The organism is Chitinimonas sp. BJB300 (assembly GCF_002735695.1).
In the GTDB taxonomy this organism is placed as follows: Bacteria; Pseudomonadota; Gammaproteobacteria; order Burkholderiales; family Chitinimonadaceae; genus Chitinimonas.
The window spans coordinates 1-16,416 of the sequence record NZ_PDZH01000049.1; the positions used below are offsets into that span (position 1 = coordinate 1).

Genomic DNA, 16,416 nt, shown 5'->3' on the forward strand with positions numbered 1-16,416 from the left:
ACCTACCATCGCCGACAAGCCCGTTGCTGTCGCCGCACCAAACGTGCTCAGCAAATAGTCGGTGTACAAATCGAGTTCTTTGTTCTTCATGGCGACAGGTTATCGTATGCACTGCGTAACATCAGAAATTAATTGCGCCATGCCACCTACACTTGCCGCCTCCTTGAAGCATAGTCGCTATCTACAACGACTATTTGCCGCTCAACCGGAATTACACACCGCTACCGAAGCAGCATTACACAGGGCCTTCAGCCGTGCCGACATGGAGTCCCTGTTGCCGTCAGGGCTCGACGAGCCTGCGCTCAAGGTGGCCGTGCGCAAACTGCGCCAAGCCGTCATGGCACGTATCTTCTGTCGGGATTTGCTGGGACTTGCCCATCTGGATGAGGTGATCGCCACCGTCAGCGATTTGGCCGAAGTGACGATTCTGGCTGCCCTGGAATGCGTCACCCGTCCTGATGAAAGCCGCGGCATGCCAATCGGCGCAGAAAGCGGTGAAATACAGCAGCTGATCGTAGTCGGCATGGGAAAGCTGGGCGGGCGTGAGTTGAATGTTTCCAGTGATATCGACCTGATCTTTGTCTATCCCGAGGATGGCGATACCAATGGCCCGCGGCCTATTTCCAATCAGGAATGGTTCAGCCGTGCCGGCAAGCGGCTGATCGCCCTCATCCATGACGTCACTGCCGATGGCTTTGTGTTCCGGGTCGATATGCGGTTGCGACCCTACGGGGATAGCGGGCCGCTGGTGTCGAGCTTCGCTTCGCTGGAAAACTACCTGCTGACCCAGGGGCGCGAATGGGAACGCTATGCCTGGATCAAGGGGCGTGCCATTACCGACGAAGACGGGCGCTACGCAGTGGCAGGCCCGCATCCTTTGGGTGGCGATGCAGCCGGACTGATGCAGCTGGTAACGCCCTTCGTCTATCGCAAATACCTCGATTACGGCGCCTATGCCTCGATGCGCGACCTACACGGCCAAATCCAGCGTGAAGTCGCCCGTCGCGACATGGCCGACAATATCAAGCTCGGGCCCGGCGGTATCCGCGAAGTGGAATTCATCGCGCAGGTCTTTCAGTTGATCCGGGGCGGTCGCCGCCCTGCCCTGCGCATCCGCCCCACCCGCCAGGTACTGGGGGAGTTGACAAGCATGGGACAGCTGGAAGCCCTGACGGTGGTGGAACTGAGCGCTGCCTATGTGTTTTTGCGTGATCTGGAACACCGCCTGCAATACCAGGACGACAACCAGACCCAGATGTTGCCCACCAACGAGGCGGACCAGGCGCTCATTGCCCAGAGCATGGGTTACGCCAGCTGGCCGATATTCATAGCAGCGCTGGATGCACACCGCACGACGGTTGCTCGTCACTTCGAACTGGTCTTTGCCCTACCGCAAGCCGAAGGGGAAGCGGTGCATCCACTCGCCGGCGTTTGGTTGGGCATTGCAGATGGTCAGACCGTCAGTGAGCGGCTGGCGACGCTGGGCTATCAGTCCCCTATCGAAATCGAACGACAACTGGCCGCCATTGCCCAAGGCGGGCGCTATCAAAGTCTGGCAGACAAGAGTCGTCGCCGGCTTGATGCCCTGATTCCTCCGCTGATCGAGGTCGCCGCCCATCAGCGCAACCCCGACGCCACGCTGGCGCGTATTCTACGTTTTCTTGAAACCATCAGTCGGCGCGAGTCTTATCTGGCTTTGTTGGCCGAACACCCGCAAACCCTCAACCGGCTGGCAACTCTGCACAGTGCCAGCGCCTGGGTTGCCGACTACCTGCATCGCCATCCGATTCTGCTTGATGAGTTGCTTGACGCGCGCATGCTGTACAGCCCGCCCGACTGGCCTCGCCTGGGCCAGCAACTGCGCGACGACCTTGCCGCCGTGGGCGACGACCAGGAAGCCGAGATGGATGTGCTACGCCATTTCCAGCACCAGCAGGTCTTCCGTCTTTGCGCGCAGGACCTCGCCGGCCAATACAGCCTGACCACCCTTTCTGACCATCTATCAGACCTGGCCGACTTGATTCTGGCTGTGACTATAGAACGCGCCTGGGCCGAGCTGCCCGGCAAGCACAAGCAACAAGCGACCTTCGCCGCCATCGGCTACGGCAAGCTGGGCGGTAAGGAACTCGGTTACGCCTCTGACCTCGACCTCATCTTCGTCTATGAGGATGAAGACCCGGAAGCCGGAGAAAAATACGCCAAGCTGGCCCGCCGCATCATCAGTTGGCTGAATACCGCTACAGCAGCAGGCACCCTATACGAAGTCGACCTGCGCTTACGCCCCAACGGTGCCTCAGGCTTATTGGTATCGAGCGTGGAAGGGCTGGCGCAGTATCAGCAGACCCATGCCTGGGTATGGGAACACCAGGCGCTGACCCGCGCGCGCTTTGCCGCAGGCGACGCAGATATTGGCGCCAAGTTTGAAACCGTACGGCGCGACATCCTCAGCCAACAGCGTAGCCCCACCAAACTGGCGGAGGACGTCGTCGCCATGCGCGACAAGATGTTAGCCACGCATCCAGCCAAGCCAAACGACGTGAAATACCTGCGCGGCGGCTTGGTTGATGTGGAATTCATCGTCCAATATCTAGTCTTGGCCTACGCAAACCCCCATCCCGCCCTACTTGCCAATAGCGGTAATATCGCACTACTTCGGGTAGCGGCCGAGGCTGGGCTGGTGCCATCGAACCTCGCAGGCGATGCACAAGAAGCCTACCGCCGCCTGCGCGAGTTACAGCATAAAGAACGGCTGGATGGCACCGCACCCAGTGAAGCCGCCCTGGCTGCCGTAGCACCCTATTGCGAAGCCGTGCGCAGCCTCTGGCACGTGGTATTTGGTTAGAACCGGTCTGAAGTCTTGCAAGCCAGGGCAAGACAAGGCAAAAACAACAGGGGAAGTGGCGTTTACGCGTGGTAAATGCGCATTTCAAGCGTGATTTCAAACTCGTATTGCTGGCGCACAGCAGACTTTCATTAACTGGACTTGCCGCCTTCACACCTTGTGGCGATAGACCATCAAGTAATCATTTAGGAACGCAGATAGATGAACAAGATTGTCAAATACACACTCTACGGCACCGGCGGTGTATTGGCCCTGGGTGGGGTCGCTGTTGCCTATATCGCCGCGACCTTCGATCCCAATTCACTCAAGCCGCAGCTTGAACAACTGGTCAAGAAGGAAAAACAGCGCACCCTGAAACTCAATGGCCCGATCAAACTCTCGATCTTCCCCAGCATCGGCGCCACGCTTTCCGATGTCAGCCTGTCCGAACGGAATGCCGATGCGCAGTTCCTCCAGGTCAGCGATGCGCGCGTGTCGCTGCAGTTCTGGCCGCTTTTGAGTAAAAAGGTCATTGTCGACGCCATCGAACTGCATGGGGCATCCGTCAAGCTGCTGCGCGAAGCCGATGGTCAATTCAACTTTGCCGACCTGCTCAGCAAAAACGAGCCGCCTGACGAAAGCTCACCGGTGGATTTCGATGTATCGCGTATCCGCATCGACAAGGTAACCGTGGATTTCGATGACAAGCAGAACCACCGCAAGATCAGCCTGCACGATCTGGCCCTCGCAGCCGATGGGTTGACCATCAAAGGTGCACGCAATGTCGACTTCAGCACCCATGCGGTGCTCAGCGCACCAAAACTGGATGTACAGCTTGCCGCCAAATTGAACCAGCTTGATATGGACACCGACGCCAAGCGCTTCCAGCTTGATGACTTCAAGGCCAGCGTCGATGGCAAATTGGCTGCCGATACCATCAAGCTGAATCTGAGCTCACCAAAGCTCAACCTCGCCAGCCAGGCCGCCAGCGCCGAGGCAGTTGTCTTAGACGCGGTGCTAACCGGTGCGGCCCGGCAGATAGATGCCAAGGTCAGACTCGAAGGCTTGTCGGGCGACACCAAGCTGATCGCAGCCCATTCGCTGGCGCTTGATCTGGACGCCAAACAAGCGGGCACTGAAGCCAAACTGTCCATCAGCAGCCCACTGGGTTTGGATGTGGAAACCTTGGCGCTGAGCCTGTCTCGCCTGGCGATCAAGGGCGACATCACCGCTGGCCCAGCCAAAGCCGCGCCGGTGGATTTGACGGGGCACTTGACTATTGGCCTCAAGTCGCAAGCCATCGATACCGCGTTGGCCGGGAAGCTTGATGGCAATGGCCTGACCTTGAATGCTGCCGTCAAAGACTTCAACCAACCGTCTGTGCGCTTCGATTTGAAGGCAGACGCTATCGATCTGGACCGCTATATCGTTCCGCCCAAGCCTACCAGTGTCGCCGCAGCCGGCGCACCACCGGCAAAGATTGATCTGTCGCCACTCAAGACTCTGAATATCGACGGTCGCATCAGCATCGGCCAATTGAAGAAGGCGCCGATTGATGCACGCGATGTGCGCGTCGCCGTCAGCGCAAAAAACGGTCTGCTGGTCATCCCCACCGCCAGCATGAAGGCATTTGGCGGCGACATCGACGCCAGCGCCACGGCAACCGCCAGCGCCAGCCCGCGCATCACCATCAAACCCAAGCTGACCGGCGTGGATATTCATACCGTACTCAAGCAGTTTGCCAATTTCGACCGCCTGGAAGGCCGTGGTTTCGTTGAGGGCAACCTTGCGGTGGAAGGCAGTGATGCCGTGGCGATGAAAAACAGCCTTAGCGGCAGCCTGAACGCCAAGCTGACTGACGGCGCACTCAAAGGCATCAACATCGGCAAGACCCTGCGCGATGTCAAAGCCAGCCTGGCCAGTTTCCAGGGCGGAGAAAAAACCATCGCCAGCAGCCAAAGTGAGAAGACTGATTTCACGGAACTCACTGCTTCTTTGATGCTGAACAATGGCGTCGCCAGCAACAAAGACCTGAGCATCAAGTCACCATTGGTGCGGGTAAGCGGCGAAGGCGAAGCCGACCTGAAGAGCGAAACCGTCAATTATCTGATCAAGGCTGCCCTGGTGGCCACCAGCAAGGGCCAGGACGGCGCCAACCGCGAAGACCTACGCGGGCTGACCATTCCGGTACGCATCAAGGGCAGTTTCGCCGCCCCCAGCTATTCACTCGACCTGAGCGCCGCACTGAAAGAAAATGCCGGTGCGAAACTGGAAGAGAAAAAAGCCGAAGTGAAGCAAGAACTGAAGGAAAAGGCCAACGACGCCATCAAGAAGGGCTTGAAGAGTCTCTTCAAATAAAGTGCTTAACCAGGGCGGGCATACAGTCCGCCCTGCGGCTTTTCGCGCACGGCAGCTTCCAGCATGGTCCCGCAGCAGCTACACTCACAGACCACCCATCGCAGTGCAACATTACGCTTGGCCACACATGGAACACCTCGACCTTTCCCCTTGCAGCACCGCCGCCGGCACCATTCGGCTCCCTGGCTCCAAGAGCATCTCCAACCGTACCCTTTTGCTGGCCGCGCTTGCGCATGGCACCACCGAGGTGCGTGGCCTGCTGGATTCCGACGACACTCGCCGTATGCTGGAAGCCTTGCAGGCGTTGGGCGTGGAGTGGGAAGAAGTAACGGAGCGCGACTATGTCGTGCATGGCGTCGGCGGCGCTTTCCCGGTGAAGTCGGGCGAGCTGTTCCTGGGCAATGCCGGCACCGCTTTTCGCCCCTTGACTGCGGCCCTGGCGCTGATGGACGGCAACTACACGCTTAAGGGCGTTGCCCGCATGCACGAGCGGCCCATCGGCGATTTGGTCGATGCCTTGCGCAAACTGGGTGCACAAATTGATTACCTGGGCCAGGAAGGTTACCCGCCCCTGCGCATCCGCCCCTGGCAGAACCCACACGATGTCACACCCGGGTTGCATACCCAGGTGCGCGGTGATGTATCGAGCCAGTTCCTTACAGCTCTGTTGATGGCCCTGCCGCTCGGTGGCGAGGACGCCCGCATCGAAGTGGTCGGCGAACTGATTTCCAAACCTTATATCGAGATCACCCTCAATCTATTACGCCGATTTGGCGTGCATGTGGACCGTCGCGGCTGGAACGAATTCCACCTGCCTGCCCGCCAGAGCTACCACAGTCCCAAGACCATCCGGGTAGAAGGCGATGCCAGCTCGGCGTCGTACTTCCTGGCGGCAGGGGCGATTGGCGGTGGCCCAGTGCGGGTTGAAGGCGTCGGCAACAGCAGCATCCAGGGCGATGTGAAGTTTGCCGAGACCCTCGCCCAGATGGGCGCGTTGATCGCCATGGGTGAGGATTGGATTGAGGCTACCGGCCCCATCGTGGCGCGTGGCAAGAAGCTCACGGCCATCGATGCCGACCTGAACCATATCCCTGATGCTGCCATGACCATTGCCGTACTGGCGCTATTCGCCGATGGCACGACCACCATCCGCAATGTCGCCAGCTGGCGCGTCAAGGAAACCGACCGCCTCAGCGCCATGGCCATCGAGTTGCGCAAGGTGGGCGCGGCGGTCGAGGAAGGCACAGATTACATCCGCATCACCCCGCCTGCCGCCCTCGTACCCAATGCCGTGATCGACACCTACGACGACCACCGCATGGCCATGTGCTTCTCGCTGGTAGCCGTCGCAGGCACGCCGATTCGTGTCAACGACCCCAAATGCGTCGCCAAAACCTTTCCAGAGTACTTCGAGGTATTGGCCCGGGTTGCGCGTTGATTTGGCCCAACACGGTCCGCAACGGTAGAATTGCCGATTAATCCGTTGCGGCTCGTCTCCTCTCCCCTCGGGAGAGGGCTAGGGTGAGGGGACGCCGCCTGAACTTTCTCCGCCGTTGCTCCGCTCGCCCCGCACTCTCCCCGGGGCATGGCGGCGCGATACGGCATGGCTGTAGACCCTATGTCCTTGCTTCCCCTCCTGAACGTCCGTTTCGCCACCGCCCTGGCGCAAGTTGGTGCCCCCAATGCCCAGCCCCTGGTCCAACCAGCAGGCCGTCCTGAATTCGGCGACTACCAGATGAATGGCGTAATGGGCGCTGCAAAAGCGCTCAAGCTCAACCCGCGTGAACTGGCGAAAAACGTCATTGATGCGGTTGACCTCGCTGGCATTGCCGCCAGCCTCGAGATCGCCGGACCTGGGTTCATCAATATCAAGCTGGCCGATAGTTTCCTGGCTGCCCGGGTCGCATCTGCCCTCGGCGATGCCCAACTTGGCGTGGAAAACCTGCCACGCCAGAAGGTGATGGTGGAGTATTCGTCCGTCAATCTAGCCAAGGAAATGCATATCGGCCACTTGCGTGGCGGCATCATTGGCGACGCCCTGGCCCGCATCCAAAACTTTGTCGGCCAGGAAGTTTTACGCCAAAACCACGTGGGAGATTGGGGCACCCAGTTCGGCATGCTGATGGCCTACATGGCTGAGTCGCGCAAAACCGGTGATGGCGATTTCGAGCTGAAAGACCTCGACACCTTCTACAAAAAATCGAAAGTGCGCTTCGACGAAGACCCTGCATTTGCCGACCTCGCCCGTGAATACGTGGTCAAGCTGCAAGGGGGGGATACCGATGTGCTGGCCTTATGGAAGCAATTTGTCAGCATCTCCCTCACCCATTGCAACGCTATCTACCAAAAGCTGGGCCTGTTGCTGGATAATGGCGATGTAAGGGGTGAAAGCTTCTACAACGATGATCTGCCTGTGCTGGTGAACGAACTACGTGAACGCGGCCTCCTCACTGAAGACCAAGGCGCACAGGTCGTCTTCCTGGATGAATTCAAGAACAAAGATGGCGAGCCCGCGGCGTTTATTGTGCAGAAACAAGGCGGGGGCTATCTGTATGCCACTACCGACCTCGGGGCCATCCGCTTCCGTACACGTGAATTGAAGCTCGACCGCTGTCTGTATGTGGTGGATGCCCGCCAGGGTCTGCATTTCCAGCAACTGTTTACCACCGCCCGCAAGGCTGGTTTCCTTGCCGAAGATGCGCAGTTCGAACATATAGCCTACGGCACCATCATGGGGCCGGACGGCAAGCCATTGAAAACCCGCTCGGGCGACTCGGTCAAGCTAGGCGATCTGCTCGACGAAGCGGTTGAGCGTGCATTTAAGTTAGTAACTGAGAAAAGACCTGAGCTAGACGAGTCTAGTAGAAAGGACATTGCCAAAGTTGTTGGTATTGGCGCTCTGAAGTATGCAGACCTATCAAAGAATCGGAATACCGATTACATCTTTGATTGGGATGCCATGCTGTCCTTCGAGGGTAATTCAGCGCCTTATTTATTGTTTGCCTATACCCGGGTCAAAAGCATCTTCCGCAAGGTCGGCGACTGGGACCGGCACGTGGACATCAGCGTAGCGGAGCCCGCCGAGCACGCATTGGCGCTGGAATTGGTCCGTTTTGCCGACGTCATCCACCAAGTGGCACGCGACAGCCAGCCGCACTTCCTGTGCGCCTATCTTTACAACGTCGCCACCGCGTTCTCGCGCTTCTACGAAGCCTGCCCGGTGCTGCAAGACGGCGTGGCCAATACCAGCCGCTTACGCCTTTGCGCATTGACTGCCGATACGCTCAAGACTGGCCTGGACTTGTTGGGCATTCAGGTGCTGGAAGTAATGTAGGCCCTACAGTTAGCGGATTTTGTCTGATCAATACGTTATAAAACGGTCGAGATAACTCGGCCGTTTTACTGAGTGGATCACGCCATCTGGCTCAACCTGACCAGCGATTTGCCAAAACTCTTACCGCTATTGAGATCAATCAGCGCTTGCGGCGCTGCTGCAAGGCCGGTCGCAATGGTATGCCGCCATTTGAGCTTGCCTGCACGCACCAGATCAGCCGCAGCCCGCTGGAAGCGTTCGGTCAGATCAAAGTGATCCATCACGATAAAGCCTTCCATATGCAACTTGCGCGTCACAATATTGTACAAGTTGGCAGGTCCCGACTTGGGAACAGTATCGTTGTACTGGTCGATCATGCCGCAACAGGCAATACGCCCAAATTCGCGCATGTGATCAAGCGCAACGCGTAACTGTTCGCCGCCTGCATTATCCAGATAGACATCGATGCCATCGGGAAAAGCACGGGCGACTGCGCTGTCGAAATCCGGCGCGCGGTAATTGATGGCGGCATCAATACCCAACACCCGTTCCGTCCACGCACGCTTTTCCTCGCTGCCGGCTGTTCCTACAACATAACAACCCATCGCCTTAGCGAAAGCACAAGCAGCAGCGCCAACCGCACCCGTGGCACCGGAAATAAACACGCGCTCTCCGGGTTTCAAGTTGGCGATGCGAAACAATGCCACGTATGCCGTCAAGCCAGGGACGCCAAGTGCGCCAAGATGAGATTCAAGTGGAACTTGCAAAGAAGGCGTAACGTCGAGGCGTTGGACACTGGTCGCTGCTGCCACATAGGCTTCACGCCACCCAAACATGCTGGTCACATAATCACCCGCTTGCAGCTCGGGGACATTTGACGTGACAATTTGCCCGATTGCGCTACCTTCAAGCACACGGCCCAACTCAAATGGCGGGATATAACTCTGCCCTTCGTTCATGCGGCCACGCATATAAGGGTCCACCGACATCCAGAGATTACGCACCAGTACCTCACCCGCTTTGGGCGCAGGGACCGGTACCTTGACCAACTCGAAATTCTCCAAGGTTGGCAGCCCGCTTGGGCGGGACTTCAATCGGATTTCACTGGAAACAACTGCTGAAGATTCGCGCTGCATGGGTTATTACTCCGTCGTTTAAGTACGGTGCCCAGTCTAGTTTTGTGTGCGGTATCCTGACAGTCGTTGGCATCTCAATAGATTGTTGCCAAACTGACAACGATGATCGACCCACAGTTACTCAAGATCTTTTCTCGCGTCGCGCAGCTTGGCAGTTTCAGCCGCGCCGCTGCCCATTTGAAAATCGATAAATCGGCAGTCAGCCGCGCCATTGCCAAGCTTGAACAACAACTCGGCATGCGCCTGCTCTACCGCAATACACGCAAGCTGCACCTGACCGATGCCGGTGCGATGGTGTGGTTTGAGGCACAGAAGATCGATGAGTCGCTCGATATGCTGGAAAATTACGCCGAGACCTACACCGGCGAGGTCATGGGGGTATTACGCGTATCGTGCTCATCGGGGTTTGGCCGCGTAGCGTTGTTGCCCGTCATTGATGCATTTTTACGCAGCCATCCCAAAGTTGAACTGGAACTGGAATTTGAGGACCGCTTTATTGATTTGGTTGCAGAGAATATCGACGTGGCGCTGCGCCACTCGCATTTCCTGCCGGACTCAAGCCTTATCGCGCGTCCCTTGCGCGAAAACCCCCGCATACTCGCCGCCGCACCAACCTATCTGGCGCAAGCCAGTGCGCTAGCCTCCCCTGCCGACCTGATCACGCATACATGCTTAGCCTACGGCAAGGCAGCGGTACGAATGGATAAATGGGCATTCGATATAGATTCGCAGCAGATTGAGGTCCAGATTCAGCCCCATATCACTCTCAACGATACCGAAGCGCTGGTGCGCCTTGCCGTCCGTGGCATAGGCGTCGTCTTGCTCGACCGATTCCTGCTCGAATCAGAGATAGCCTGCGGCTCGCTGGTGGAAGTGTTGCCACAGTACCGTCCCACTCCCGGCTTCCCCATCTACGCGGTCTATCCTGCCCGCAAATGGCTACCCCGCAAAACAGCAGCCTTCATTGAGTTCATTGATGAGCACCTGAGCGTTAACGGATGAACTGATACCGTCTGCTGACAATAAAAAACGGCCGAGATAATTCGACCGTTTTTTTGGAGGAACCTGACTTACTTGGCTGTCTTGAACTGATTGAACGCCTTGGTCAACGTCATTTGCGTCGGCTGATCTATCACTGCCAAGGGTTGCAGTTTCTGTAATGCCTCAGCAGCGGGGTAGATTTTGGTGTCACTGCTAATCTTCTTATCCACCAGCGACGTAGCCTTGGCATTCGGATTGGCGTAACTCACCGTATTCGAAATCGCAGCCACCACCTTCGGGTCGAGAATGTTGTTGATCCACTTGTGGGCGTTGTCTGCATTCTTACTGTCCTTCGGAATCGCCATCACATCCAGCCACATGATGGTGCCCTTGGCCGGCACCATATACTCCACATTCTGCGGCTTCTTGGCGGCGGCAGCACGATCACGCGCAATGTAAACGTCACCGTTGTAAGCCATGGCCACGCACACATCGCCATTGGCCAGCAAGTCAATGGGCGAGTCGTTAAACACGCGTACGTCCTTACGCACTGCCTTCAGGGTTTCCAACGAGGCAGCCACATTGGCCTTGGAAAAGTCATTCGCCGGCTTGCCGTTGTAGATGTTGGCCATGGCGAACAGATTCTTCGTCATAGTGATAAACGAAATGCCACAGCTTTTAAGCTTGCTGGTGTATTTGGGGTTGAACACCAACTCCCACTGGTCAGCCGGCATCGGCTCACTACCCAATGCCTTCTTGACCTTATCGACATTGATGCCAAACGCCATGGTGCCCCACATATAAGGCACCAAGAACTTATTGCCAGGGTCCACCGTCTCCAACTTCTTCAAGAACTCCGGGTTCAGGTTGCCCAAATTAGGTAGTTTGGTCTTGTCGATAGGTTGGAAAATCTGGGCTTGTATCCACTTGCCCGCATAATCCGCTGACGGGTAAACCACGTCATAGCCCGACTTGCCCGTCAACAACTTCGACTGCAGCGTTTCCACACTTTCAAACAAGTCGTACTTTACTTTCAGCCCCGATGCCTTTTCGAAATTGGCTATCGTATCCGGGGCGATGTAGTCGTTATAGTTGTACACATTCACCGTACCTGCAGCATGCGCAGCAACAACAGACGACAGAGCAATCACGGTGCCGAGCAAGGTCGGCTTGATGCGGAACTGAGCCATGAGAACTTGAACTCCGGAAGAGCGTTGAACGATAGTGGATAAACTGCCCCACCCATCTTTTATTATTAGCGGTTCCAAGCGCTTGAGCGCTAGATTTATCGGCTCGTATTACACCATGCAAAAAGCTTGGAATGGGAATATTTTCGCCCGTTTTGCGGCACTTTTTGTAGCTTGCCGCAGCCTAAGTCACCCTGACATTTTTAAGATAAGATAGCGGGCTTTTCCCGGTAACTATTCTCATGCGCGCCTACCTAGACCTACTGCAGCACGTCATTGACCACGGTACCGAGAAAACCGACCGTACCGGCACCGGCACGCAATCGGTGTTTGGGCACCAACTGCGCTTTGATCTATCGCAAGGCTTTCCGCTGGTCACCACCAAGAAAGTCCATCTCAAATCCATCATCCATGAACTTCTGTGGTTTTTGCGGGGCGATAGCAATATCGCCTATTTGAAAGAACATGGCGTACGCATCTGGGACGAATGGGCTGACGCCAATGGCGACCTCGGGCCCGTCTATGGTGTGCAATGGCGCAGCTGGCCCACGGCGGACGGGCGGCATATCGACCAGATTTCCCAGGTCATCGAGCAAATCAAACGCACGCCGGACTCACGCCGGCTGATTGTCTCGGCCTGGAATGTGGGTGAAATCGACCACATGGCATTGCCACCTTGCCACGCCTTTTTCCAGTTCTATGTCGCCAATGGGAAACTGAGCTGCCAGCTTTACCAGCGCTCGGCCGACCTCTTCCTTGGCGTACCCTTCAATATCGCTTCCTATGCTTTGCTGACGCTAATGGTGGCCCAGGTCTGCGGCCTTGCGCCTGGTGAGTTTGTCTGGACGGGGGGCGATTGCCATATCTATTCCAACCACAGGGAACAGGTGCAATTGCAGCTGTCGCGCCAGCCCTTGGCATTGCCAACCATGAAGCTAAATCCAGCAGTGAAAGATATCTTCAGCTTCAAATACGAAGACTTTGTGCTCGAGGGGTATGAAAGCCATCCGGCCATCAAGGGCGTTGTGGCCGTCTAAGAACCTGTCTAAAGTCTGCTGCGCGTCGGCAATATGGCGTTGAAAACACCCTCGGAATGCTCATTTACCATTCGTAAACTCCGCTTCCTCAGCTGTTTCCGCCTGATGTTGCCTTAGCTCGCGAGAATTTAGACGAGGTTCTAAGCTGGTTTTGAACAGGCTATCGCCTCCAAACTACTTTTCTCTCGATTCCCTTGGCAGCAATAGCCATCAGGAAGTCACCCGTCCCTACCGTGTCGCCCGCCCGAAACCAACCAATAACAACCCAGGGGAGTCTGCGACGATGACATTATCCCGCCTTATAACCGGCCTGATGGGTCTGCTGTTCTCCGTCCATACGCTAGCCGCCGGCAGTGGATATTTCCGCTTTCCCACCATCCACCAGGACAACCTGGTCTTTACCGCCGAAGGCGACCTGTGGACTGCCAAATTGGCAGGCGGCGCTGCGCAACGGCTCACCACCCATATGGCCGAGGAAAGCCGCCCTGCCATCTCGCCCGACGGGCGTTGGCTGGCATTTTCAGCCAATTACGAGGGCACTACCGAGGTCTATGTCATGCCAGTATCCGGCGGGCTGCCCAAGCGGATCAGCTTTGAGAGCAGCCGCTCCATGGCGCTGGGCTGGACCCCGCGCGGCGAAGTACTGCTAAGTACGCATCACGATAGCGGGCCGGCATTATCACGTATTGTCGTAGCAGTGGACCCAAACACGCTGACACGCCACGTCTTTCCCCTGGCCGATGCCAATGATGCAGTACTCGATGAACGTGGCGAGACCCTCTACTTCATACGCTTTGGCTTGGCAATAAAGGATGATAATGCCCGAGCCTATCGCGGCGGCGCCATGGCGCAACTCTGGCGTTACCGTCTCGATGGCAAAGGTGAGGCCGAACGTATTGGCCCGCTCGACAGCAACGTACGCCGCCCAATGTGGTGGCAGGGCAAGCTGGTCGTAATCAGCGACCGCAGTGGGCGTGACAATTTGTGGTCGATGGCGGCTGACGGCACCGATATGCAGCCGCTTACCCGGCACCAGGACTTTGATATCCGTACTGCCTCGCTGGGCCAAGGCAAGGTTGCTTACCAGCTGGGCGCAGATATTCGGGTGTTCGACCTGACCACCCAACAAGACCGGAGGGTGGATATCCAGTTGGTGTCCGACTTCGACCAGCAAAGAACCCGCTGGCTGGATAAACCCCTAAAGTATCTGAGCAGCGCCCGCTTCGCACCCAATGGTGAACGGGTGGCAGTGACCGCACGCGGCCAGGTTGCATTGGCTGGAACTGGGTCTTTGCGCCGGGTAGAACTGGCACCGCCGGCAGGCAGCCGACTATGGCAAGCGACGCTCAGCCCCGATGGCAAGTGGGTGTACGCCATCAGTGACGCGAGTGGCGAGCAGGAGATCTGGCGCCTGCCCAGCGATGGCGGCACCAGCGCCGAGCAATTGACGCGGGACGGCACGACTCGCCGCTTGGCTCTCTCTCCCTCACCCAATGGCAAGCTAGTGGCCCACACTGATAAACGTGGGCGATTATGGTTATTGGACATCGCCACCCGCAAGAATCAGCTGATCGACGATGGCGGCGCTGATGGCAACGAGGAGTATGGCGACATGGTCTGGTCGCCTGACAGCCAGAACCTGGCGTTTGTCCGCAGTAATAACCCACGTGGGCTATCGCAGCTGGCGTTGTACTCGCTCTCCCGCAGACAAGCCGTCTGGCTGACCAGTGACAAGTACGAATCCAGTTCGCCTGCTTTCAGCCCGGATGGGCACTGGCTGTATTTTTTGTCAGATCGCACTTTCAACGTGGTCAATCAAGACCCATGGGGTGATCGTAACCTGGGGCCCTATTTCGATGAGCGCAGCAAGGTGTATGCGCTGGCACTCCAGCCGGGTAACCGCTTTCCCTTCCAGCCTAAGGACGAGCTGACAACCGACAAAACGCAAGACAATGACGATGAACACGAAGCGTCCAAAGGCGCCAAGGACAAATATAAGAACCAACAGCCCAAACCGCTGGAAATAACCTGGACGAATCTGCCTGACAGGCTGTATGAAGTGCCGCTACTTGCCGGTAACTACCATGCGTTGAGCGCGAACAGCAAACATCTGTATTTCCTCGAGGCGCATGAGGACAAAGCCAATCTGAAGTCGGTAAGCATTGACAACAGCGGTCACGGACCGGAAATCGTCGCTCATGAAGTGGCAGAGTACGCTTTGTCACAGGATGGCAAGAAATTGTTCTACCGCCAGGAGAGCGAAGATAACGGTGAGATGCTGATTGTGCCCGCCAGCGCGGAAATGCCGCATGACTTGTCCAAGGCGGTGGTAAGGCTAAGCGACTGGCGTCTGCAAATAGCGCCACGCCAAGAGTGGCGGCAAATGTTTATCGATGCCTGGCGCACGCATCGCGACCTCCTGTTCGACCGCAATATGCGCGGGGTGAATTGGCTGGCAGTACGGGAAAAGTACGCACCTTTGCTGGCGCGTGTAGCAGACCGGACCGATTTGGATGACCTGTTGGCGCAAATGGTGGGCGAAGTCAGCACCCTGCATTCGGCAGTTATTCCTGGTGACATACGCCGCCTTGACGATATGGTGACACCCGCCGGGCTTGGGGCATTGATGCAACGCGTTCCGCAAGGCTGGAAGGTGGCGCACATCTACCGTAGCGAGGCGGAGTTGCCCTCGGAGCGCTCGCCATTGCAAGCGCCCGGCGTTGACGTACACGAAGGGGACGTGATTGTTAGCGTCAATGGCCGCGCCACTGCCGACAGCCGGGATTTTTCCGACTTGCTGCGCAACCAGGCCGGTCAACAAGTTCTGCTGGGCATACAGCGCGCCAAAGCTGCTGTCCGCCAAGTGGTTGTAACGCCCATGAATCCTCGCCAGCAGGCATCCCTGCGCTATACCGATTGGGAGCAAAGTCGCTTGGCCGCTGTGCAACAGGCGTCCAAAGGCCGCATAGGCTATCTGCATCTACGCGCCATGGGGTCCAACGACATCGCCAGCTTCGCACGGGAGTTTTACGCCCAGTACGACCGTGAAGGGCTGATCATCGATGTACGCCGCAATAATGGCGGCAACATCGATAGCTGGATAATTGAAAAACTGCTACGCCGCACCTGGGCATTCTGGGCACCACCGGGTGCCGCAGCCTACACCAATATGCAGCAGACATTTCGCGGCCACCTTGTGGTATTGACGGATGCGTTGACCTATTCGGACGGTGAGACCTTTGCTGCTGGTATCAAAGCCCTCAAACTGGGCCCGGTGTTGGGAAACCGGACAGCCGGGGCCGGGGTATGGCTATCAGACAAGCATAGGCTGGCAGATGAGGGTGGGCCACGTATTGCGGAAGATGCCCAGTTTGGTATTGATGGCCGCTGGTTGATCGAGGGTATCGGTGTACAGCCCGATATCGAAGTAGATAATCCACCACACGCAACCTTCCTGGGAGAAGATCGCCAACTGGACGCCGCCATCCGCTACCTTAGCGACAAGCTGAGAACTGAACCGATTGCCCCATTACGGGCACAAAGAGTTCCGCCTCTGACGCAACCCAAGCAAGCGGAGTAGACC

9 protein-coding genes are annotated in these 16,416 nt (G+C 57.2%); 7 read left to right on the plus strand and 2 right to left on the minus strand.

Going from position 1 to position 16,416, the window contains the following annotated elements; translation table 11 throughout:
• The first annotated feature begins 139 nt into the window (after window positions 1-139).
• From glnE to argS, 4 genes are all read left to right on the plus strand, one after another.
• Window positions 140-2,842, plus strand: coding sequence for a bifunctional [glutamate--ammonia ligase]-adenylyl-L-tyrosine phosphorylase/[glutamate--ammonia-ligase] adenylyltransferase (gene glnE / locus CSQ89_RS10195; protein ID WP_099406076.1), 2,703 nt, complete (start codon window positions 140-142; stop codon window positions 2,840-2,842).
• A 201-nt stretch (window positions 2,843-3,043) separates the two neighbouring features.
• A complete protein-coding gene (locus tag CSQ89_RS10200) occupies window positions 3,044-5,179 on the plus strand; it encodes an AsmA family protein (RefSeq protein ID WP_099406054.1) in 2,136 nt (711 codons plus the stop codon).
• Between the two features lie 127 nt (window positions 5,180-5,306).
• Entirely contained in the window at window positions 5,307-6,617 is a 1,311-nt protein-coding gene (gene aroA, locus CSQ89_RS10205; protein WP_099406055.1) for a 3-phosphoshikimate 1-carboxyvinyltransferase, read from the plus strand.
• Between the two features lie 180 nt (window positions 6,618-6,797).
• Complete coding sequence (gene argS, locus CSQ89_RS10210) at window positions 6,798-8,513, plus strand: arginine--tRNA ligase (protein ID WP_099406056.1); 1,716 nt, start codon at window positions 6,798-6,800, stop codon at window positions 8,511-8,513.
• 77 nt (window positions 8,514-8,590) lie between these two features.
• On the opposite strand, the gene CSQ89_RS10215 is transcribed toward argS, so the two are convergent.
• On the minus strand, window positions 8,591-9,628 hold the full coding sequence (locus tag CSQ89_RS10215; RefSeq protein ID WP_099406057.1) for an NADP-dependent oxidoreductase: 1,038 nt from the start codon (window positions 9,626-9,628) through the stop codon (window positions 8,591-8,593).
• A 102-nt stretch (window positions 9,629-9,730) separates the two neighbouring features.
• Between CSQ89_RS10215 and CSQ89_RS10220 the strand changes: the two genes are divergently transcribed.
• Window positions 9,731-10,630, plus strand: coding sequence for a LysR family transcriptional regulator (locus CSQ89_RS10220; protein WP_099406058.1), 900 nt, complete (start codon window positions 9,731-9,733; stop codon window positions 10,628-10,630).
• Between the two features lie 68 nt (window positions 10,631-10,698).
• Here the strand turns inward: CSQ89_RS10220 and CSQ89_RS10225 are convergent, their stop codons facing one another.
• Window positions 10,699-11,799, minus strand: a complete 1,101-nt coding sequence (locus tag CSQ89_RS10225) for an extracellular solute-binding protein (protein ID WP_099406059.1) — start codon at window positions 11,797-11,799, stop codon at window positions 10,699-10,701.
• Between the two features lie 239 nt (window positions 11,800-12,038).
• Here CSQ89_RS10225 and CSQ89_RS10230 point away from each other — a divergent pair, with 239 nt between their 5' ends.
• Window positions 12,039-12,833, plus strand: coding sequence for a thymidylate synthase (locus tag CSQ89_RS10230; protein ID WP_099406060.1), 795 nt, complete (start codon window positions 12,039-12,041; stop codon window positions 12,831-12,833).
• Window positions 12,834-13,116: 283 nt separating this feature from the next.
• Window positions 13,117-16,413, plus strand: coding sequence for a S41 family peptidase (locus CSQ89_RS10235; RefSeq protein ID WP_099406061.1), 3,297 nt, complete (start codon window positions 13,117-13,119; stop codon window positions 16,411-16,413).
• The last annotated feature ends 3 nt before the right edge of the window (window positions 16,414-16,416 follow it).

What these genes read in the sequence shown, in the direction of transcription:
- glnE (WP_099406076.1), top strand. Translation starts at nt 140, where the DNA reads ATGCCACCTACACTTGCCGCCTCCTTGAAGCATAGTCGCTATCTACAA.
- CSQ89_RS10200 (WP_099406054.1), top strand. Translation starts at nt 3,044, where the DNA reads ATGAACAAGATTGTCAAATACACACTCTACGGCACCGGCGGTGTATTG.
- aroA (WP_099406055.1), top strand. Translation starts at nt 5,307, where the DNA reads ATGGAACACCTCGACCTTTCCCCTTGCAGCACCGCCGCCGGCACCATT.
- argS (WP_099406056.1), top strand. Translation starts at nt 6,798, where the DNA reads ATGTCCTTGCTTCCCCTCCTGAACGTCCGTTTCGCCACCGCCCTGGCG.
- CSQ89_RS10215 (WP_099406057.1), bottom strand. Translation starts at nt 9,628, where the DNA reads ATGCAGCGCGAATCTTCAGCAGTTGTTTCCAGTGAAATCCGATTGAAG.
- CSQ89_RS10220 (WP_099406058.1), top strand. Translation starts at nt 9,731, where the DNA reads ATGATCGACCCACAGTTACTCAAGATCTTTTCTCGCGTCGCGCAGCTT.
- CSQ89_RS10225 (WP_099406059.1), bottom strand. Translation starts at nt 11,799, where the DNA reads ATGGCTCAGTTCCGCATCAAGCCGACCTTGCTCGGCACCGTGATTGCT.
- CSQ89_RS10230 (WP_099406060.1), top strand. Translation starts at nt 12,039, where the DNA reads ATGCGCGCCTACCTAGACCTACTGCAGCACGTCATTGACCACGGTACC.
- CSQ89_RS10235 (WP_099406061.1), top strand. Translation starts at nt 13,117, where the DNA reads ATGACATTATCCCGCCTTATAACCGGCCTGATGGGTCTGCTGTTCTCC.